This is a genomic window from Arthrobacter sp. PM3, assembly GCF_003352915.1.
GTDB lineage: Bacteria > Actinomycetota > Actinomycetes > Actinomycetales > Micrococcaceae > Arthrobacter.
The window spans coordinates 2,730,759-2,751,653 of record NZ_CP022314.1 but is presented as its reverse complement, the minus strand read 5'-3'; the positions used below and the strand labels follow the sequence as shown (position 1 = coordinate 2,751,653).

Annotated in this window: 17 protein-coding genes and 1 tRNA gene; 6 read left to right on the top strand and 12 right to left on the bottom strand. The window is 68.0% G+C overall.

Translation table 11 applies throughout. The features are described from left to right. Positions 1 to 5 precede the first annotated feature (5 nt). Positions 6 to 1,244, top strand: coding sequence for an acetyl-CoA C-acetyltransferase (locus tag CFN17_RS12545; protein WP_208748038.1), 1,239 nt, complete (start codon positions 6 to 8; stop codon positions 1,242 to 1,244). A gap of 78 nt (positions 1,245 to 1,322) precedes the next feature. Here CFN17_RS12545 and CFN17_RS12540 read toward each other — a convergent pair whose 3' ends face one another. Both CFN17_RS12540 and CFN17_RS12535 read right to left on the bottom strand, forming a co-directional pair. Then, the gene (locus tag CFN17_RS12540; protein ID WP_208748037.1) at positions 1,323 to 2,252 is read right to left on the bottom strand and encodes a Bax inhibitor-1/YccA family protein; all 930 of its coding nucleotides are present in this window, start codon (positions 2,250 to 2,252) and stop codon (positions 1,323 to 1,325) included. Positions 2,253 to 2,544: 292 nt separating this feature from the next. Then, entirely contained in the window at positions 2,545 to 3,420 is an 876-nt protein-coding gene (locus tag CFN17_RS12535) for a hypothetical protein (RefSeq protein ID WP_208748036.1), read from the bottom strand. 509 nt (positions 3,421 to 3,929) lie between these two features. Between CFN17_RS12535 and CFN17_RS12530 the strand changes: the two genes are divergently transcribed. The 4 genes from CFN17_RS12530 to CFN17_RS12515 are packed head-to-tail and all read left to right on the top strand — an operon-like array spanning position 3,930 to position 8,088. After that, complete coding sequence (locus CFN17_RS12530; protein WP_261792188.1) at positions 3,930 to 5,192, top strand: branched-chain amino acid ABC transporter permease; 1,263 nt, start codon at positions 3,930 to 3,932, stop codon at positions 5,190 to 5,192. A 9-nt stretch (positions 5,193 to 5,201) separates the two neighbouring features. Beyond that, positions 5,202 to 6,170 (top strand): branched-chain amino acid ABC transporter permease, encoded by a 969-nt coding sequence (locus CFN17_RS12525; RefSeq protein WP_208748034.1) that lies wholly within the window; start codon positions 5,202 to 5,204, stop codon positions 6,168 to 6,170. Continuing rightward, complete coding sequence (locus tag CFN17_RS12520; protein WP_261792187.1) at positions 6,167 to 7,318, top strand: ABC transporter ATP-binding protein; 1,152 nt, start codon at positions 6,167 to 6,169, stop codon at positions 7,316 to 7,318. The genes CFN17_RS12525 and CFN17_RS12520 overlap by 4 nt, the downstream gene beginning before the upstream one ends. Then, the gene (locus tag CFN17_RS12515) at positions 7,315 to 8,088 is read left to right on the top strand and encodes an ABC transporter ATP-binding protein (RefSeq protein WP_208748033.1); all 774 of its coding nucleotides are present in this window, start codon (positions 7,315 to 7,317) and stop codon (positions 8,086 to 8,088) included. Before CFN17_RS12520 ends, CFN17_RS12515 begins: the two co-directional genes overlap by 4 nt. 365 nt (positions 8,089 to 8,453) lie before the next feature. Here CFN17_RS12515 and CFN17_RS12510 read toward each other — a convergent pair whose 3' ends face one another. Beyond that, a complete protein-coding gene (locus CFN17_RS12510; RefSeq protein ID WP_208748032.1) occupies positions 8,454 to 9,803 on the bottom strand; it encodes an ABC transporter substrate-binding protein in 1,350 nt (449 codons plus the stop codon). Between the two features lie 304 nt (positions 9,804 to 10,107). On the opposite strand from CFN17_RS12510, the gene CFN17_RS12505 reads away from it, so the two are divergent. After that, complete coding sequence (locus CFN17_RS12505) at positions 10,108 to 11,802, top strand: cytosine permease (RefSeq protein ID WP_208748031.1); 1,695 nt, start codon at positions 10,108 to 10,110, stop codon at positions 11,800 to 11,802. 173 nt (positions 11,803 to 11,975) lie between these two features. On the opposite strand, the gene CFN17_RS12500 is transcribed toward CFN17_RS12505, so the two are convergent. The 9 genes from CFN17_RS12500 to CFN17_RS12460 all read right to left on the bottom strand — a co-directional run bounded on the left by CFN17_RS12500 (position 11,976) and on the right by CFN17_RS12460 (position 20,894). Continuing rightward, positions 11,976 to 12,049 (bottom strand) — tRNA-Leu (locus CFN17_RS12500). 32 nt (positions 12,050 to 12,081) lie between these two features. Beyond that, positions 12,082 to 13,071, bottom strand: coding sequence for an N-acetyltransferase (locus CFN17_RS12495; protein WP_208748029.1), 990 nt, complete (start codon positions 13,069 to 13,071; stop codon positions 12,082 to 12,084). A gap of 141 nt (positions 13,072 to 13,212) precedes the next feature. Continuing rightward, on the bottom strand, positions 13,213 to 14,694 hold the full coding sequence (locus CFN17_RS12490; protein WP_208748028.1) for an NAD(P)/FAD-dependent oxidoreductase: 1,482 nt from the start codon (positions 14,692 to 14,694) through the stop codon (positions 13,213 to 13,215). Positions 14,695 to 14,732: 38 nt separating this feature from the next. Next, positions 14,733 to 16,145, bottom strand: a complete 1,413-nt coding sequence (locus CFN17_RS12485) for a S8 family serine peptidase (protein ID WP_208748026.1) — start codon at positions 16,143 to 16,145, stop codon at positions 14,733 to 14,735. A gap of 95 nt (positions 16,146 to 16,240) precedes the next feature. Continuing rightward, on the bottom strand, positions 16,241 to 17,200 hold the full coding sequence (locus CFN17_RS12480) for a Ppx/GppA phosphatase family protein (protein ID WP_208748024.1): 960 nt from the start codon (positions 17,198 to 17,200) through the stop codon (positions 16,241 to 16,243). Further along, a complete protein-coding gene (locus CFN17_RS12475) occupies positions 17,197 to 17,862 on the bottom strand; it encodes a DUF501 domain-containing protein (RefSeq protein WP_208751476.1) in 666 nt (221 codons plus the stop codon). The genes CFN17_RS12480 and CFN17_RS12475 overlap by 4 nt, the downstream gene beginning before the upstream one ends. 121 nt (positions 17,863 to 17,983) lie before the next feature. Continuing rightward, positions 17,984 to 18,715, bottom strand: a complete 732-nt coding sequence (locus tag CFN17_RS12470) for a septum formation initiator family protein (RefSeq protein ID WP_208748022.1) — start codon at positions 18,713 to 18,715, stop codon at positions 17,984 to 17,986. A gap of 86 nt (positions 18,716 to 18,801) precedes the next feature. Beyond that, complete coding sequence (gene eno, locus CFN17_RS12465) at positions 18,802 to 20,082, bottom strand: phosphopyruvate hydratase (RefSeq protein WP_208748021.1); 1,281 nt, start codon at positions 20,080 to 20,082, stop codon at positions 18,802 to 18,804. 212 nt (positions 20,083 to 20,294) lie between these two features. Then, on the bottom strand, positions 20,295 to 20,894 hold the full coding sequence (locus CFN17_RS12460; protein ID WP_208751475.1) for a MazG nucleotide pyrophosphohydrolase domain-containing protein: 600 nt from the start codon (positions 20,892 to 20,894) through the stop codon (positions 20,295 to 20,297). Between the last annotated feature and the right edge of the window lies 1 nt (position 20,895).

Genomic DNA, 20,895 nt, shown 5'->3' with positions numbered 1-20,895 from the left:
GGCGCATGCCTGAAGCCGTCATCGTTTCCACCGCCCGGAGCCCGATCGGGCGCGCGTTCAAGGGGTCGCTGAAGGATGAGCGGCCCGACGACCTCGCCGCCGCCATGATCACGGCCGCCCTGGCGCCGCTGGCCGGGTTCGACGCCGCCGCCGGGCCGGGTCCGGGCCTCGACGACATCTACCTGGGGTGCGCCGAGCCCAGCGGCGAGGCCGGCTCCAACATGGCGCGGGTGGCCGGCATCCTGGCCGGGCTGGACAACGTTCCCGCCGCCACCATCAACCGGTTCTGCGCCTCCAGCCTGCAGACGCTCCGGATGGCGTTCCACGCCGTCAAAGCCGGAGAAGGGCACGCGTTCGTCGCCGCCGGCGTGGAGTCGGTGTCCCGGTACCGGGACTGGGCCGGGGCCGGCGAGACCGACCCTGGCAGCCACAACCCGAAGTTCCAGGCGGCGCGGCAACGCACCGAGGCCCGCGCGGCCTCCAATACGCCCTGGACCGACCCGCGCCTGGGCGGCCGTATGCCGGACGTCTACATCGCCATGGGCCAGACCGCGGAGAACGTCGCGACGAGTTACGGGATCGGCCGCGCGGAACAGGATGCGTGGGCCGTGCTCAGCCAGAACCGGGCCGAGGCGGCGATCACCTCCGGGTTCTACGCCCGCGAAATCACGCCGTACACCCGCGCCGACGGCTCGGTGGTGGACCGCGACGACTCTCCGCGGCCCGGCGTGAGCGCCGAGGGTGTCGCCGCCCTGCAGCCGGTGTTCCGCAGCCACGGCACCGTCACCGCCGGCAACGCCTGCCCGCTCAATGACGGGGCGGCCGCAGTCGTGGTCATGAGCGACACGCGCGCCCGCGAACTCGGCCTCGAACCCCTCGCCCGGATCGTGTCCACCGGGGTCAGCGCCCTGTCCCCGGAACTGATGGGCATGGGCCCGGTGGAGGCGAGCCGCAGGGCGCTCACGCTCGCCGGCCTGACAATCCGCGACGTCGACCTCGTGGAGCTCAACGAAGCCTTCGCCGTCCAGGTGGTGGCCAGTGCCCGGGAGCTGGAGATTGATCCGGAGAAGCTCAACGTCCACGGCGGCGCGATCGCCCTGGGACACCCGTTCGGCATGACCGGGGCCCGCATGACCACCACGCTCCTGAACGGCCTGCGCACCCGTGACGCCGCCCTCGGGCTGGCCACGCTGTGCGTCGGCGGCGGCCAGGGCATGGCGGTGGTCCTCGAGCGCCTGAGCTGACGCCGCGCTTAAAACGCAGGAGCCCCGCCGTCCGGCGGGGCTCCTGCGTGACAGAGCCGGTGTCGGGAAGGACGGCGGCTACTCGTCGCCGCGGAGGATGGCCAGCAGGCGGATGATCTCGACGTACAGCCAGACCAGGGTGACCGTGAGGCCGAAAGCGGCGGTCCAGGAGAACCGCTGCGGGGCGCCGGCGCTGATGGCCGCCTCGATGCTGGTGAAGTCCATGATCAGCGAGAACGCGGCCAGGCCGATCGCCAGGATGCCGATGAAGACACCGAGCGGGATGCCGAAAATCTCCACACTCGTGCTCAGGCCAAACGGCGTCGTCACGGCACCGGTCATCATCATGAACAGGTTGATGAGCGCGAACACCGCGTAGCCGATCAGGGCGATCATGAAGAACCGCATGACCTTGGGCGTTGCCCGCACCTTGCCGCTCTTGAACAGCACCAGGGTCACGGCGAACACGGACAGGGTCCCGACGACGGCTTGGATGCCGACACCCGGGAACATGTTGTCCAGGATGCGGGTCAGGCCGCCGAGGAAGAATCCCTCGAGCAGCGCGTACGCCAGGATCAGCGCGGGAGAGGGCTGCTTCTTGAACGTGTTGACCATGGCCAGGGCGAAGCCGCCGAGCGCGCCGAGGATCATCAGCATGGACCCGGTGCCTTGCGGAACGGCGAGCGCCACGGCGGCGCCGACCACCAGGACACCGAGGCATCCGGCCGTCTTGACGATCACGTCGTCGTAGGTCATCCGGCCGATATCTGCCGGGCCGGCAGCCGGGCGGTTGTACAGGTCCTGCAGCTGATCCTGAGTCATGCCCTGCTGCGCGGAGCTCCACGCACCCCGGGCGTCCATGACCTGGCCGGGGGCCTGGCCGTAGCCGTTCTGGCCGTAGGGGGCCTGGCCGTAGGGGTTTTGGCCGTACGCCTGCGGGGCGGGCGGGGCCTGGGTGGCTTCACGGAAATTCTTTCCGCTGAAGATCGGGTTTCCGCCAGATGCCATTGCGGGTTTCCTCCAAGATTAGGGGTAGGTGGTGATCCGGTGCGATACGGAATGAGTGATGCGGACAAATGCAGCGCGGACAATGCGAAGCCTACGGGCAGGCAGCCGGCCGTGCAGGAAGCCACAGGGCCGCTCTGCAGCAGGCTTTGTAAAGTCACGCTACCAATTCCCACGGCCGGCCGGGAGGGATAGTTCCCTGCTACGGCCGCCGCAACCGAACCGTGACCTAACGCCGGAACCGGACGACAGGCCTAACGCCGGGCACCGACCGGCCCCGGTCAGCGGATCCCACTCAGCCCATCCGGAGTGGCCTGCCGCGCCTGTAGACGGTGCCCGCCGCCAGAACCAACGAGTGGTTGTCCACCCGGAGGTCGTTCGGCGGTGCCGACGGTTCCCCTTTGGGTGCCGGGAGCGGCCCGGGAACCGGCACCGGACTTCCCGTGCCGCTGCTGACGATGACGTCGTCGACATAGATGTCTGCCATCTGTTGGTCATGTTCTGAGCCGAGCTGCACCGTATCGACCGTCATCGCCGGCACACTGACCGTCCCCGCATAGACGGACCGCCCGTCCCACCAGATCTGCACCTCCGTCGCGGGTCCGTTGGGCACCACGTGCATGATGAGCCGGTGCCAGGAGTCGCCGGGAACTTCCCGCCGCAGCGTGGTGTACATGAACCCTTCCGGTGAGGATGTCCGGAGCATCAGCTCATGGGAGACGTTCTGCCGGAAGACATCCAGGACACGGACGCCGCCGGAGAAGAACCGGAAGTAGGGAACATTGTTTCCCGCCCCGCCCTCCGCGGCGATATTGAACCAGCCGTCCGCATACGCTTCGGTCGCCCCCGGCTTCAGGCCGACTGTCATGCGGGCCAGGGAGCCCGGCGCTGTCGTGGTGTGCAGGACGGCCGAACAGTTGCCGGAATGCGATATGGCGGTGGACACCGAGGCCGTTCCCGTCCCGGAGGTGGAGACGCCAAACCCGTCCAAGGTGGCGGACTCGAAGCCCGACGCCGCCGCGGTGCTCCCGGGGTAGGGATTGGACGGCGGGCCCGCACCGGGCACGCAGGCCTGGGCCCCGGCGGTTTCGGGTCCAAGGCTGAGTGCCGGAATCCCCAGGACCGCCAGGACAAGCGTGCCCGCGAGGCACAGCCTGACCACCCGGTTCATCGCTCGGCCCTCCAAGATCGGCCCCCGCTGCCGGCGCCGGCACCTGGTCCCGGACTGGAGATCCGGGTCCCGGCATCCCGTCCTCGGACGCCGGCGCTCTTCGCACCATAACGCGGGACGGCTTGGGAAAAGCTTGGAGCCCGGGGTCAGAGCGGCCACTGTTTAGGCATACTCGGAATCAACAAAAGTTTTCTTAAGCTGCGCTAAAACATAGCTCCTGCCGCACTACACGGTTGTTACCCGATCGCGACGTTCTGCCTGCTCGCAACGGCATTCATCGGCCTCCCCGCGCTGTAGCATAGGCCACACAGGGTGACGGACATCACAAGCAATGCCCGCAGTACACCACTGCAGGCAGGACCCCGCCCCCTGACCGTTCGCAGCGGTTGCAAAGGCGCAACCCACAGCACCCCCATGTGGAGGTTTTCAATTTGAGAAGCACAACGAGCGGCCTGTCGCAGAGACGGCGCGGCAGTCTACTGAGGTCGGTGGGGGCGGTACTTGCCACCATGGCCGCACTACTGCTCATCGTTGCCCCGGCATCCAGCGCCACGACCCCTTCGCCGACACCATCCCCGTCGGCCACCCAGTTCACGAACAGCATCAGCGGCTTCCTGCGCGGCGATGACCGCGCACCGATCCCCGGGGTCACCATCACCGCCACGAACGGCGACTTCACGGGAACCGCAAAATCGGGAGCCAATGGCGCCTGGACCATCGGCGTCCCCACCCAGGGCACCTACGAGGTCAAACTCGACGAGTCCACGCTGCCGAGCGGCATCAAGCTCGCCGAGGGCCAGGAAAACCCCCGCAAGGTCACGTTCAGCCAGACCTCCAACCTCTCGGTGATCTTCGCCTTCGGCAAAGGCATTGTTGTGGCGGAGCAGAACTTCGGCCAGAACCTGATTAACCGGCTCGTGGCCGGCCTGAGCTTCGGCCTGCTGCTCGCCCTCGCGGCCGTTGGCCTCTCGCTGATCTTCGGCACCACGGGCCTGACGAACTTCGCCCACGGTGAAATGGTCACCCTGGGCGCCGTGCTGGTCTTTGCATTCAACGGGATGAACCTGCCGTTCTGGCTGGCCGTCCTCCTGGCGATTGTGGGCGGCGGCCTGTTCGGCTACGCCCAGGACGCAGGCTTGTGGAAGCCGCTGCGGCGCCGCGGCACCGGGCTTGTTCCGATGATGATCGTCAGCATCGGCCTCGCCCTGGCCGTCCGCTACATCATCCAGTTCTACTTCGGCGGCGCCACCCAGCAGCTGCCGTTTGCCCAGAGCGCGGAAATCCTGATCGGCCCGGTCTCGATCTCCCCCAACAACCTCTTTTCCCTGATCGTCAGCGCCGCCGTGATCGCAGCCCTCGGCGTCGTCCTTCTGAAGACCAGGCTGGGCAAGGCCACCCGCGCGGTGGCCGACAACCCGGCCCTGGCCGCGGCCTCCGGCATCGACGTCGACTCCGTCATCCGGATCGTCTGGGTGGTCGGCGGCATGCTCGCCGCCCTCGGCGGCATCCTGTGGGCCTACTACCGGCCCGGCGTCACCTTCGACATGGGCTCGCAGATCCTGCTGCTCATCTTCGCCGCTGTCACCCTGGGCGGCCTCGGCACGGTCTGGGGCGCCCTGGTCGGTTCCATCATCGTCGGCATCTTCGTGGAGCTGACCACCGTGTTCGGTCTCGCGGCCGACCTCAAATACGTGGGAGCGTTGTTCATCATGATCGTTGTCCTCTTGTTCCGGCCTCAGGGCATTCTGGGCCGCCGCGAGCGCGTGGGTTAGGAGACAGCCATGGATTTCGGATTTATTTTCTCCAGCGCCGCCGGCGAACTCTTCAGCCCGACGACAGCCGCCTACGCCCTCGCCACCCTCGGCCTCGCGGTCCACTTCGGCTACACCGGCCTGCTGAACTTCGGCCAGGCCGGCTTCATGGCGGTGGGGGCCTACGGCTTCGCCATCTCCACCTTGACGTTCCACGTGCCGTTCTTCGTCGGACTGCTCATCGCCGTCGTGTGTTCGGCCATCTTCGCCCTGCTGCTGGGCATCCCGACGCTGCGGCTGCGGGCGGACTACCTGGCCATCGTGACCATCGCGGCGGCTGAAATCGTGCGCTACATCGTCACGACCAACCAGCTGACCTCCGTCACCGGTTCGGCCAACGGCCTGGCCGCTTTCGAAGGCGACTTCTACGCCATGAACCCCTTCCCGCCGGGGACCTACATCGGCATGAACAACCGCGACTTCTTCATCCGGGTGGTCGCCTGGGCAGTCGTGGCCTTGTTCTGCACCCTGGTTTGGCTGCTCATGCGCAGCCCCTGGGGCCGCGTGCTCAAGGGCATCCGCGAGGACGAGAACGCCGTCCGCTCACTGGGCAAGAACGTGTACGCCTACAAGATGCAGTCCCTGATCATCGGCGGCGCGCTCGGTGCCCTGGCAGGCATGATCTTCACGCTCCCCCGCGGCGCGGTCCAGCCCGCCAACTACGGCACCGAACTGACGTTCTTCCTGTACACCTGCCTGCTGCTGGGCGGCCTCGGCACGGTGCTCGGCCCGGTGGTCGGCGCCATGATCTTCTGGGTGGTGCTCTCCCTCACCCAGGGCATCCTCTACGGCCTGATCGAGTCCGGCACCATCACCTGGCTGAACACGGTCCAGGCCGGTCAGCTGCGTTACATCCTGGTGGGTGTCGCGCTGATGCTGTTGATGATCTTCAGGCCCCAGGGCGTCCTCGGCAACAAGAAGGAGCTGGCATTCGCATGAGCATTCCCAGCGAAGAATCGCGCGGCGAACCCCGCATGTCGGAAGAAGTCGACTACATGACCGACACCCGGCCGATCGCCGTCGGCGAGGTCGGGCCAGGCTGCAAGAAGCGTGACCCGATCGTGGTGGCGGAGAACGTCACCCGCAGCTTCGGCGGCATCAACGCCGTCGACGTCGAATATTTGGAGATTCCGCGGCACAAGATCACGGCCCTGATCGGCCCGAACGGGGCCGGCAAAACCACGCTGTTCAACCTGCTCACGGGCTTCGACACCCCAAACTCGGGCAGCTGGCAGTTTGAGGGCCAGAGCCTCGCCGGGGTGTCCTCCTACAAGGTGGCCCGGATGGGCATGGTGCGCACGTTCCAGCTCACCAAGGTCATGGGCAAGCTCACTGTCATGGAGAACATGCGCCTGGGCGCCTCCAGCCAGTCCGGCGAGCGGCTCTCCAAGGCCCTGTTCAAGGGCATCTGGGGCGGCCAGGAGCGCAAGATCACCGAAGAGGCGAACGTCCTGCTCGAGAAGTTCAAGCTGGACGCCAAGAAGGACGATTACGCGGCGTCCTTGTCCGGCGGCCAGCGCAAGCTCTTGGAAATGGCCCGCTCGCTCATGGTGCGTCCCAAGCTCGTGATGCTCGACGAGCCCATGGCCGGCGTTAATCCGGCCCTGACGCAGTCGCTGCTGGACCACATCAAGAACCTCAAGTCCGAAGGCATGACGGTCCTGTTCGTCGAGCACGACATGCACATGGTCCGTCACATTGCGGACTGGGTCGTCGTGATGGCCGAGGGCAAGATCGTGGCCGAAGGTCCGCCGGCGGAGGTCATGAAGAACCCCGCCGTGATCGACGCCTACCTCGGCGCCCACCACGACGTCGACCTCGGCGACGCGGAGGGCATCAAGGAACTGGCTGCCGAGCTTGTCGCGGACGAGGAATCGATCGTCGGCACGGACAACGCCGGCATCATCTCGGCCGATGTCCTCGCCACCGAGGCGCAGGAGCCCGGTGCGAACGGGGCCCCGCACGGCCGCCGCAGCGCCGGGGAACCGACGCCCGGGGACCAGTCGGGCGTCTCCGGGGAGCCGGCGAACACTGATCAGCCGGAGAGCCCCGGGAAACCGACCAGCACTGATAAGGACACAGAATGAGCGCCACCAGCGCGGCACCGACCGCCCAGCCCGCCTTCGACGGCGACTCGGTTGTCAAGGTCACCGACCTCGTGGCCGGGTACATCCCGGGGGTCAACATCCTCAACGGCTGCAGCATCGAGGCCCGCAAGGGTGAACTGATCGGCATCATCGGCCCCAACGGCGCCGGGAAGTCCACGCTGCTGAAGGCGATGTTCGGCCTGGTCAAGGTCCACTCCGGCTCGGTCGTGGTCCGCGGCCAGGACATCACCGGGCTCAAGGCCAACAAGCTGGTCACCAAGGGTGTGGGCTTCGTACCCCAGACGAACAACGTCTTTGCGGCCCTGACCATCGAGGAAAACCTGCAGATGGGCATGTTCCAGCGGCCCAAGGACTACGCCGAACGGTTCGACTTCGTCACCAGCCTGTTCCCCGAACTCGGCAAGCGGCGCGCCCAGCGGGCGGGTTCACTCTCCGGCGGCGAACGCCAGATGGTGGCCATGGGCCGGGCCCTGATGATGGATCCCGCCGTGCTCCTGCTCGACGAGCCCTCGGCCGGCCTCTCCCCCGTCAAACAGGATGAGACCTTCCTGCGGGTGCACGAGATCAACCGGGCCGGCGTCTCCGTCATCATGGTCGAGCAGAACGCGCGCCGCTGCCTGCAGATCTGCGACCGCGGCTACGTCCTGGACCAGGGCAAGGACGCGTACACGGGCACCGGCCGGGAACTGATGAAGGACCCCAAGGTCATCCAGCTCTACCTCGGGACGCTCGCGGACACCGTCGAGTAGGAGTACCAGCAGTACCGCTTCGCTGAGGGGCCGTCACCAGCCGGTGGCGGCCCTTCTGCGTGCCCCGCGCGCCTTCGGACTCCGCGGCCGCTCTGGGGACTCCGGGCGACTCCGCAGCCACTTGCTCGGCGCCTGCGCTCGTGCCTCGCGCAACAACGGCGCTTTCACAAGCGCCTGCCTCCGTCACCCTCAGCTCCTAAGTCACCGTTTGCTTCACCACCAAGGCGACGACGGCGTCACGCAGCGCAGGCTCTTGAGTAGAAGTGCGTGACACCCGCCCTCGCCTCGCCGGCGTCGGGCCCTCCGGGCACGCAAAAGGCCCCCGCCCTGGGGGCGGGGGCCTTCCGTGTCAGGCGGAGTGCGGCTTACAGCTTGCCGAACTCTTCCTTGACGGGCTTGTAGGTGTTGTCATCCTGGTACTCGTAGATGCCGATGTAGGCTTCAGTCGGGTCGCCGGCATCGGAGAACGTTACGGGGCCGGACTGGCCGTCGTAGTCGATGTCCTTGCCGTTGCGGAGCAGGGTGACGCAGGACGGGAAGGTGTTGCACTTCTCGCCGCCTTCAGAGACATCCTTCAGGTGTGCGGCGATATCCGTACCCTTGGTGCTCTTGGCCTCTTCCGCTGCCAGAGCGATCAGGTTGGCAGCGTCGTACGATTCACCTGCGTAGCTGTAGTCCTTCAGGGCCGGGTCGATCGCGAGGAGCTTCTTCTTGAAGTCATCCTTGGCGAAGGTGCCCGGGATGGTGCCCTGGGCGCCCTTGAGGGTTCCCGGCTGGAAGTCCTTGCTGTAGTCGGACATGTTGCCGTCCACCATGAAGATCTGGTTGGGCTTGACACCCTTGCCCGTCATGAGCGGAACGATGCTCTTGGCCTGGTCGAAGGTGATCAGGGCAATGGCATCCGGCTTGGCGGCGAGGACCTTGTCCACCTGGCTGCTGAACTGGGAGTCGCCTTCATTGAAGAGCTCCTGAGCCACAACCTTGCCGCCGGCTGCCTCGAAAGCGGCCTGGACGTTCTTGGCGAGGCCGGTTCCGTAGGCGTCGTTCAGGACGATCATGCCGATGGTCTGGGCGCCACAGGTGGCGATGTAGTTACCGAGGACCTTGCCCTGGAGCACGTCCGAGGGAGCGGTGCGCCAGTAGAGGCCCTTGTCGTCCCACGTGGTGAAGTCCGGCGAGGTGTTCGCCGGGGAGAACTGGACGACGCCGGCACCGGTGATCTGGTTGATGACCGTCTTGGACACGCCCGAGGAAGCGGCACCGATGATGGCGCCGACGCCCTGGCCGAGCAGTGCCGTGGTGGACTGGGTGGCGATGTCGGTCTTGGTGTCGCCGGAGTCGCGGTGGATGACCTCGACGGGCTTGCCCAGGACGCCGCCGGCGTCGTTGATTTCCTTGATGCCGAGGTTGACACCGGCAATTTCGGGCGGGCCGAGGAAGGCCAGCGAACCCGTTGTCGGCAGGAGCGAGCCGATTTTCAGGGGCGTGTCGGTGGTGGTGGCCGATGCGGGCACGGAGCCGGTGTCACTGGCAGCTGAGGTGCCGCCGCCGGTAGCGCTGGGTGCCGGGCATGCGATGCCGGCGGCCGCGGCTGAACTGGAGCCCGTCGAGCTCGGGGTGGACGAACCACCGCAAGCCGTAGCCAGAAGGGCGACGCCCACGCTAAGCACTGTGAGCTTAGCGATGCGGGGCGCGACCCGAGGGAGTGAAGTCATGTACAAGCTCCTCATCTAAAGGTGCGAACGGCCTTTGACGCGAAAGATCAGGTGTTCCTGATTCCACTTCAAGCTAATGCAAATTCGGCCCGAAAATAAGTGACTACGATCACATCCTTATAACACTCGTTGCATAGAGGAAATCTGGCGCCCGGCGCCGGGCCGGCCTGCGGCGAAAGCCGGGCCCTCTGGCCCGCGGCGAACGACACATGCATGAGCGCAGCCGGGAACATGCCGGAAACATGTCTTCGGCAGAATCGCGTCCGCACCACTGCCCGCTGTTCCCTCTGCGAAAGGTCGCCCCATGTCAACGGACTTACAGCCCGCCAGCGCCACCACCGCCCCGGCCCCACAGTCCCCGGCCGACTCCGACACCAGGAACGCCACCAAGGAGAGCCTGGAGGACTACACCCTCCGGTTCGCGCCGCGCTCGTACCGCAAGTGGGGCACCGGCGTGGTCGCGACCAGCGCCCTGGGCGGCATCGCCTACCTGGCCGACTTCTCGATCGGCGCCAACATCGGCATCGCCCACGGGACAACCAACGCGCTGCTCGGCATCGCCGTGGCCGCCGCGATCATCTTCGTGACAGGTTTCCCGCTCGCATATTACGCGGCCCGCTACAACATCGACCTCGATCTGATCACCCGCGGAGCGGGGTTCGGCTACTACGGGTCGGTGGTCACCAACATCATCTTCGCCACGTTCACGTTCATCTTCTTCGCCCTCGAAGGCTCGATCATGGCCCAGGGGCTCGAGATCGGACTGGGGGTGCCGCGCTGGGCCGGCTACGCCGTGTCGACAATCCTGGTCATTCCGCTGGTCATCTACGGCATGAAGGTCCTGTCAAAGCTGCAGGTCTGGACCACGCCGCTCTGGCTGGTGCTCATGGTGCTTCCCTTCGGCTTCCTGGTGGCCACCCACCCCGGTTCGATCAGCGAGTTCTTCGCCTACGGCGGCAGCGACGGCAACGGGGGCCCCAGCTTCGCCTCGGTCATGCTCGCGGCCGGCGTCTGCCTGTCACTCATTGCCCAGATCGCGGAGCAGATCGACTACCTGCGCTTCATGCCGCCCAAGACCGCCGAGAACCGCGTGGCCTGGTGGCGGGCCGTGATCCTCGCCGGACCCGGCTGGGTCGTGTTCGGTGCGATCAAGCAGGCGATCGGCCTCTTCATCGCCGTGTACCTGATCGGCACCCTCGACCCGGCCGCCTCGGCCACCGCCAATGAGCCCGTGCACCAGTTCCTCGGCGTCTACACGGAGATGATGCCGGCCTGGCTGGCCATGACGCTGGCAGTCGTCCTGGTGGTGATCTCGCAAATCAAGATCAATGTCACCAACGCCTACTCGGGTTCCCTTGCCTGGACCAACTCGTTCACCCGCGTCACCCGCACCTACCCCGGCCGCCTCGTCTTCGTGGTGGTGAACCTCGGCATCGCCCTGGTACTGATGGAGGCGAACATGTTCGACTTCCTGAACACCATCCTCGGCTTCTATGCCAACATCGCGATGGCGTGGATCGTCACGGTCGCCACCGACATCATGGTCAACAAGTGGCTCCTGAAGCTCTCGCCGCTCCACCCGGAGTTCCGCCGCGGCATGCTGCACGACTGGAACCCGGTCGGTGTCGTCTCGCTCGCGCTCTCCGCCGGGGTCTCGATCGCGATGTTCTTCGGCGCCTTCGGCTCCGCCGTGCAGCCGTTCTCGCCGGTGTTCGCCGTGGCGATCGCCGTCGTCGTCACCCCGATCATGGCGATTGTCACGAAAGGCCGGTTCTACCTGCGACGCACCGACGACGGTATCGACCTGCCGATGTTCGACGCCGACGGGAATCCCAGCGGCGCCACGCTGCCCTGCCACGTCAGCGGCCTGCACTTCGAACGGCCGGACATGATGCTGTCGGCGGAACGGGCACCGGACGGCGGCCCGCAGTACATCAGTTCCCTGGCTCTGGCCACCGACAAGGCCGGCCGGTACGTTCTCCCGGCCCGCCCGGCATAGCGCAAATCAATCATTGCCGCCCGGCCAGGTGCTCACTAGCATGGTAAGGAGTAGTGGCCCAGGGTAACCATTATCGGGGGCGGGGCCAAGACCCGAAAAGCGCCCCACCCGATGGCGGGTGGGGCGCTTCCGTCCGTCCCACGGACTGTTCGAACACGCCGGTTCCCGGCTTGTGCCCCAGGTGGGACTCGAACCCACAACACGCGGATTTTAAGTCCGATGCCTCTGCCAATTGGGCTACTAGGGCGCCCGGTCAATGGTATCCCGTCGCAGGCCGGATCAGCCCTCGAACGGCGCGGCGTAGCGGAAAGTGCCGCTGACGCCGCCGGGCCAGAGGGCGAGCGGGAGCAGCTGGAAGTTCGCGCCCCATGCCGGCACCGGCGGCGCCACCCCGAGGGAGGAGGACGGCACGAAGCCGAACCGCGAGTAGTAGCCGGGGCTGCCCAGCAGGGCGATCCCCCGCTCCCCCGCGGCGTTGGCCCGTGCCACGGTCTCCTTCATGAGCGCGGTGCCGATGCCGTGCCGCTGCAGCCGGGGCACCACCCCAATCGGCCCGAGTCCGAGAAGGTCCAGGTCCCCCACCCGGGCCCGGGTACTGATCACATGGCCCACGATCTCGCCGTCAAGCTCCGCGACAATGCTGAACTCCGGCAGGTACTCTGCGCAGCCGAAGAGCCGGCGGAGCAGGTCAACTTCCTCCGGTTCGCCTTCCACCGGCAGTCCGGTCACCGGGGACACGGCGAAGGCGGCGGCGGTGAGGGCCAGGAGGGCGGGCCGGTCCTCCGGTTGTTCGACGCGCAGCCGCAGTGCCGGTGCGGCGGGCTCCCGGCTGCTGTCCTGGGCGAGCTCGTGCGGGTCGAATTCGTGCGGGGCGGATTCGCGCAGGGCTAGTTCGTGCAGGACTTCCAGGGCGCGGTCGGCATCCGCCACCGGCACCAGCAGGTGGTCATGGTGGAAGCCGGCCAGCACGTTGCAGCTGATCTTCGCCTCGGTCAGGGCGGCTCCGACGGCGGCCGTGAGGCCCACTGCTTCCAGCGAGGAATGCACTTCGAGGGTTATCCAGGCGCCCACGAAGTCATAGGAGAGTCCCATGGCGTCCGCGTCGTCCCGGGGCATCACCACTGTCAGTCCCTCGGCTTCCCGCACGGCGGCCATGATCTCCCCCGCCAGCGGCCTGCCGTGCGGCCACAGAACATAGACGTATTCGCCGTCGCGGCGCACGGGGTGCATCGTTGCCAGCAGCGTATGGAGGTCCTTTTCGCCTGTCATGATGCCAGTCTAGGCGCCGGGGTCCGGCGGCTGTTCCCTTCAGTGGTGCGGCTGCCGGGACCGGAACAACAAACGACGGCGGCTGCTCCCCGGAGGGGAACAGCCGCCGTCGTATGGCAACCGCTAAGTTACGGCCGGTGTTTACTTGGCGTCTGCGGGAACCGAGGCTGACTCCTTGGCTGACACGTTGGCGTCGGCCTTGGCGTCAGCTGCGGGCTTGGCCGCCTCCGGTGCCGGTGCCGGTGCGGGCTTCGGCGCCGGGGTCGCTGCGGCCACGAATGCGCCGCGCGGGTTGTCCAGGTCCATCAGCTGCGTCGTGTCGCGGCCCAGGAAGAAGGCCCAGAACCAGCCGGTGATCACGCGGATCTTGCGCTCAACGGTCGGCATGGCCAGGCCGTGGTAGCCGCGGTGGGCCAGCCACGCCAGCGGGCCCTTGAGGCCGATGCGGCCCAGCAGGTTGATGTTCGCGACACCCTTCCATTCGCCGAAGCCGGCGACGGCGCCCAGGTTCTTGTGCTTGTAGTCCTTGAGCGGCTTGTTCCAGCGGGAGGCCCACAGGTTCTTGGCGAGGCGCTTGGCCTGGCGCAGCGCGTGCTGGGCGTTCGGCACGCAGGTGCCGTCCGGCAGGCCGCCGCCGGTGAGGTCGGGAACGGCGGCGATGTCGCCGGCAGCCCAGGCGTTGTCGATGATGCCCTCGTCACCTGCGATGCGCAGGTCCGGCAGCACGCGGACGCGGCCGCGCGGCTCGAGCGGGAAGTCCGTGGAGCGGACCATCGGGTTGGCCTGCACGCCCGCGGTCCAGACCAGGGTGTCAGACTCAAATTCCTGGGCCAGGGTCTTGTCCGGCAGGTTGATGAGCTTCAGGGATCCCTCGGCGTTGTCCAGCGAGGTGTTGAGCAGGACCTCGATGCCGCGGCTGCGGAGGTGTCCAACAACCCACTCGGCCTGCTGCGCCGTAACCTCGGGCATGATGCGGCCCATGGCCTCGACCAGGACGAAGCGGACTTCCTCCTGCTTGACGCGCGGGTTGTTCTTGACCGCGGCGCGGGCAAGGTCTTCCATTTCGGTGATGCATTCGATGCCGGCGAAGCCGCCGCCGACGACGACGAACGTCAGGGCGCGGGCGCGCTCGGCCGGGTCCGTCATGAGCGAACCGGTCTCGATGCGCTCGAGGACCTTGTTGCGCAGCGCAACGGCTTCCTCGATGGTCTTCAGGCCGATGCCCTTGTCCGCGAGGCCCTTGATCGGGAAGGTGCGGGTGATGGCGCCGGCGGCCAGGACGACGTCGAAGTAGGGCACCTCGAAGGTGGCGCCGCCGTCGGAGGGGGCCACCACCGCAGTGCGGTTGGCGTGGTCGATCGAGGTGACGCGGCCCTGGATGAGTTCGGTCTGCTTCAGGTGCTGGCGGTGCGAGACGACCGCGTGGCGGGCCTCGATGTTGCCGCCGGCAACTTCCGGCAGGAAGGGCTGGTAGGTCATGTAGGGCAGCGGATCGACGACGGTGACGATGCCACCTGCATTCGCGATCTTTTTCTGCAGTTTGAGGGCTACATACAGGCCGACGTACCCGCCGCCGACGACGAGCACACGGGGACGGTCCTGGAGCTGAAGGGAGGATGCCATGCGTCAAGAATACAGTAGTTTGTGAAAACCTTCACTAACTATGACTGGCTGCTGGAATCCAATGAATCCGCGGTCCCCGAACCGGCCCCGCCCGGGCCCTCCGACCCGCCCCGGGTGTCCGTCGGCGGGGTGCGCATCGCGGCACGCAACTGCACGGCGGCCCCGGCGATGATACCGACGAACAGCAGGCCGAAGCCGAGCACGACGGCGGCCGGCACGGCGCTGTCCAGCTGCGAGGGTTTCTCCGCGACCGGCACGGTCGCCTCGGGCAGGGTGGGCTCGGCGCTCGGGGGCGAGGGCGCGGCGGCCGGCGCCGTCGTGGCAGGGTTCCCGCGCCGCTGGACCCTGATCCAGTCGGAAATGGAGCCCAGCGGGTTGACCTTGGTTTCCGGGACGTCGGCTTTGAGGGCGGCTTCGGCGTCGAGCACGCCGAAGCCGTACAGCGGGTCCTTCCCCGGGGCCCCGGCGTCCTTGGCCGTGCTGACAATCCTGTTGATGACCTGGCTCGCGGACATCTCGGGCCACTTGGAGCGGATGAGGGCGGCGACGCCGGCGACGATGGGGGTGGCGCCGGAGGTTCCTGCCCACTCGGCGTAGCCGCCGGCGGGCATCCCGCCGACCAGGCCCTCGGCGGGTGCGGCAACGCCGATGCTGATGCCCTGGGACGAGGAGTCGATGCTCGCCGTCCCCGTCCGGTCCAGGCCCGCGACGGTCAGCACCCCGGGGATGGTGGCCGGGGCCCCGACCTGGATGTTGCCGCCCACCCGGTTGCCCGCGGCGGCGACGATCACGACGTCCTTTTGTTCGGCGTAGAGGAATGCCGCGTCCCAGCTCTGCGGCCATTCCGGCGAGGTGCTGCCAAGGGAGATGTTGATGACGCGGGCGCCGTTGTCCACGGCCCAGCGCACGGCCTCCGGGATTTGGTCCTGGTCGGTTTTGCCGCCCGGGTTGGCGGACCCCAGCCAGGTGGAGACGGACAGGATCCGGGCCTCCGGGGCGACGCCGACGATCCCGTCGGGTCCGACGGCAGCGCCCGCTGCAGGGCCGGAGGCGCTGGCCGTCGGTTTGGCCGTGGACCCGGCGGGCTGGTGCCCGCGCCCGGCAAGCATGGTGGCCACCAGGGTCCCGTGCTCGGGCTTGGCCCCGATGCTTTCCTGCCCGTTGGGGCTTCCGGCGCCGGAGATGTCCGTGCCTCCGGCGAGCACGCCCGCCAGATCCGGGTGCGCGCCGTCCACGCCGCTGTCGATTACGGCGACCTTGACGCCGGCGCCCTTGGACACGTCCCAGGCTTTGGTGATGCCGGATTCGGCGAGCCAGTACTCCTTGTCCCGCCAGGAGTCGGCGTAGGCGGCCGGGGCAGCCGTGAGGGCGGCCGAGGCGGTGCCGCCGGCAAGGGCCAAGGCCATCAACGCGGAGGCGGTCCGGCGGCGCCGGGCTGTTGCTCTGGTCATACAGGTCCTATCGGCGCAAGCGCCAGCGGCACAAGCACGGTGTCGGTACACAACGGCTGGTGCACACCGGCTGATGCATAACATCGCGGTCAAAATTAGCTGATGCTGAGGGCAATTCCGTCAAGAATATCGTGTTCGCTGGTCACCGCCGTGGTGATGCGGCCGGCCGTGGCCTCGGCCAGGCGCTGCAGGACCCGGCGCCACACGAGGCCGCCGGCCCCGATGACGTCCACCCGGCCCGGGTGCATGTACGGCAGGGCCGCGCGTTCGGCCCGGGTCATGTCCAGCAGTTCGGTGCAGGCTTTCCGCACCGCTTCCAGGTCCAGTTCGGTGCCGTGGATCGCGGCCGGCGAGTACTCCGGCAGGCGCAGCGCGTGCGCGGTGATCGTGGTGACGGAGCCGGCGACGCCGACGACGGCGGTGGCGCGGTCCAGCGGCACGGTCCGTGCCGCCTCGGCGATGGCAGCGTCGACGTCGGCCTCCGCAGCCGCGATCTGTTCCGCGGTGGGCGGGTCCGCGCGCAGGTGCCGTTCGGTCATCCGGACGCAGCCGACGTCGACCGAGCGGGCGGCGATGACGCCGTCGGCGTTGCCGAGCACGAACTCGGTGCTGCCGCCGCCGAGGTCCACCACCAGCACGGGGTCGGCGCCGCGGGAGGGCAGGACGCTGCTGGCGCCGGCGAAGGACAGCGCGGCTTCCTCGTCGCCGGTGATGACCTCGGGTTCGACGCCGAGGATGCCGCGGATGCCGTCGACGAAGACCTGGCGGTTGCTGGCGTCTCGGGTGGCCGAGGTGGCTACGAAACGCACTTTTTCGGCGCCGTGCCCGCGGATGAGGGCGGCGTAGTCCCGGGTTGCCGCGAAGGTGCGCTCGAGGGCTTCCTGGGCAAGTTCGCCGGTGGAGTCCACACCCTGGCCGAGCCGGACGACGCGCATTTCGCGCACGATGTCGCTCAGCCGCGGGGCGGGCCGGGCGGCGGTGGCCTCTGTTTCTATATCTGCGATCAGCAGGCGGATCGAGTTGGTGCCGCAGTCCACTGCCGCAACGCGGGTCACTTTACGTCCTCCGTACCGGCGGTGCGGGACTTGCGCACGGGGGCGGGACGTCCCACGATCTCGGGCAGGCCCTGCGGCCCGTGGCGGCTGAGGTCCCGGGAAGGGGCCTCTCCCCCGGTGTCCCAGGCGCCGTCGCAATAGCAGCGGTCCGCGGTCCACCACTCGGCGATGGCCGCGATGGCCTCGTCGCCAAGCGGGTTCACGCCGGCCCCGGCGGCCAGCGAATGGCCCACCAGGACGTGCAGGCACTTGACGCGGGTCGGCATGCCCCCGGCGGAGATGCCGTCAATCTCCGGGACGGCGCCGGTGCCGGAGCGCGCGCCGATTTCGGCGCGGGAGGCCAGGTAGGCCTCGTGGGCGTCGCGGTAGCGGGCGGCGAGGCCGGCGTCGGCGGCGAGCCGGTCGTTCATCTCGTTCATCAGCCCGGCCGCTTCCAGCCGTGACACCGCGGACGTGATCACCGGATGCGTGAGGTAGAACGTAGTGGGGAACGGCGTGCCGTTGCTGAGCCGCGGCGAGGTGGCCGCCACGAGCGGGTTGCCGCACGCGCAGCGGGCCGGGATTTCGACGACGTCCCGCACCGGCCGGCCCAGCTGGCGGCTGAGGACCTCGAGGTCGTGTGGGGACGGCCGGCGGGACGCCTGCGCTGTATTTTCCGGCACTGTATTTTCCGGCACTGTGTGTTCCTGGTTCTGGTCCACTCGGTTCTGGTCCACGGGAGTGGCACCTTCCTGCCCTGGTCTGCGGTTGCCTGCGGGACAACCGCGGCGGCGGGCGCCGCTCCTAGTCTGTTGCCGATCGCCGGATGGACTCCCACAGGGCGTCCACCCACGGCAGGTTGGCCGGGTCTTGTGCTGTTGCTGCCCCTGCCGAGCCACTGGCCTGAGCGGCAGGAAGATCGCTGCCGAAGACCCAGTAGCCCGTCTCTCCGGGCATAACCATGTTAATGCGGTCGCGGGCCTGCTGCTTGACGTAGTTGGGATCCTGCCACCGCGACACCTGGCGTTTGAGGTCCTCCTGCTTGGCCTGCTTGGCCGCGATATCCGCCTGCAGGGCCGCGATCTCGGCGCGCTTGTCGAGGAATATCTTCACGGTCGGGGCAAGCAGGATCGTGATGGCGACCATGACGACGCCGAGGGCCAGCAGCCTGCCGGAGAATGCCTTGGCGGGGACGGGATCGAGCGAGTCGCCGGCGTCCCCCGCGGCCGGGCGGCGGGCGGGCTTTCCGCCGGCTTTTCCGGGTGCCGGCCTGGTTCCCGGCGCTGCTGCCGGGCGGCGCTTGCCGGGGGCCGGGGTGCCCGACGCCGGAGACCGGGGTCCGGGTTTGGCCGCCCCAGGGGCCGCTGCCCCTGCCGATGTCGGCGGCTTTGCTGCCGATGCCTTCGCGCCGCCGAAGTCCGCCCGGATCACGTCGCCGCCGTCGCCTGCCGGCCCCGTGCCGGCGTCCGCCGGCGGCGTGGCCGCCTTGGGCGCCGCGGGCGTAGCCCGGGGAACATTGGGGCGTCGGGTAGCCATGTCACTCCTTCAACAGCGGACCAAAAACAGAACCGGTGGCCATGGTCTTTCAACCATAGCCACCGGTCACCGGTTTTAGCGGCTAACTAGCCTTTGAAACGCGGGAAGGCGCTGCGGCCGGCGTAGCGTGCGGCGTCGTCGAGTTCCTCTTCGATGCGCAGCAGCTGGTTGTACTTGGCGACGCGCTCGGAGCGGGCCGGTGCACCGGTCTTGATCTGGCCGGCGTTGGTGGCAACGGCGATGTCGGCGATCGTGGTGTCCTCCGTCTCGCCGGAGCGGTGCGAGGTGATGGTGGTGTAACCGGCGCGCTGGGCCAGGGACACGGCGTCCAGGGTCTCGGTCAGCGAACCGATCTGGTTGACCTTCACGAGCAGCGAGTTTGCCGTGGCGGACTCGATGCCCTGCTGGAGGCGGACCGGGTTGGTGACGAAGAGGTCGTCGCCCACGAGCTGGACCTTGTCGCCGATCGCGTCGGTGAGGGTCTTCCAGCCTTCCCAGTCGTTCTCGTCCAGCGGGTCCTCGATGGAGACCAGCGGGTAGTCGGCCACGAGTTCGGCGTAGTAGTTGCTCATCTCGGTGGCGCTCAGGGCCTTGCCCTCGAACTGGTAGGCGCCGTCGGTGAAGAACTCGGAGGAGGCGACGTCCAGGGCCAGGGCGATGTCCTTGCCCGGGGTGTAGCCGGCGTTCTTGATGGCTTCCTGGATCAGGTCCAGGGCGGCGCGGTTGGAGGGCAGGTTCGGGGCGAAGCCGCCCTCGTCGCCGAGGCCGGTGGACAGGCCCTTGGCCTGCAGGACGGACTTGAGGTTGTGGTAAACCTCAACGCCCCAGCGCAGTCCCTCGGAGAAGGTCTCGGCGCCGATCGGGGCGATCATGAATTCCTGGATGTCGACGTCGGAATCTGCGTGGGAGCCGCCGTTGAGGATGTTCATCAGCGGCACGGGCAGGACGTGGGCGTTCGGGCCGCCCAGGTACTTGTACAGCGGCAGGTCGGCGGAGGCGGCTGCGGCGTTGGCCACGGCAAGGGAGACGCCGAGGATGGAGTTGGCGCCGAGCTTGCCCTTGTTGGCGGTGCCGTCGAGGTCGATCATGGCCTGGTCGATGCTGCGCTGGTCCGTCGCGTCGAAGCCGACCAGGGCCGGGGCGATCTGGTCGATGACGGCGTCAACGGCCTTCTGGACGCCCTTGCCGAGGTAGCGGCCCTTGTCGCCGTCGCGGAGCTCAACGGCCTCGTGTTCGCCGGTGGAGGCGCCGGAGGGAACTGCTGCGCGGCCGATCTGGCCGTCGGAGAGCAGGACCTCAACTTCTACGGTCGGGTTGCCACGGGAATCGAGGATTTCGCGGGCGTGGATGGCATCGATAAGCGCCATGGATATGCTCCTTTGGGTGAAGCGATCTGCAGGGAATCTGACTGCTTGGGATCTGGCTGTACATCAGACGGAAAGACCGACGTCGTCGTCGCTACTAGCCTAGTCGAGAGTGGCGGAGGTTACGGAAACCTATCCAAACCCCGGACGTCATGATGCTGGTTCCAGAATCCCGGCGCTATAGTGCCGCCGACGCGGGGCCGGCACTGCTGTTGCTACGGCGTGGGGCCGTGGCTGTCCTGGAAGCGGCGCAGGGCGCCGCGCAGGGCGCGTTCGGCGTCGAGCCCGTGCGCCCGGGCGCCGGCCGCGATCCCGAACAGCAGCTCACCGAGTTCGTCTTCGGTGCCGGGGATCCCGACGGCGGTGCCGGCCGCATTGGTGCCGGCCGCGGCCGCGGGCAGGCCGGCGCGTTCGGCACGGTCCAGGAGTTTCTGGGCGCGGGCAAGCGCGGGAAGCGCCGCGGGAACCCCGTCGAAGGCGTGGCCGCGGTCGGGTTTTTCGGCTTTCTTGACGGCGTCCCAGGTCAGGACGATTTCCTCGACCGTTGCCGGGAAGGAATCCTGCAGGGAGCCGTCGGGGCGGAACACGTGCGGGTTCCGCCGGATCATCTTGGCGCTGAGGGAGCGCGCGACGTCGTCGAGGTCGAAGGCGCCGCGCTCCTCGGCGAGCCGGGCGTGCAGGACCACCTGGAGCAGCACGTCACCGAGCTCGGACTTGAGCTCGGTGTCGCCGCCGCCCGTCTCGATGGTTTCGGCCACCTCGTAGGCCTCCTCGAGGAGATACTCGACGAGGGACTCGTGGGTGAGGGCACCCATC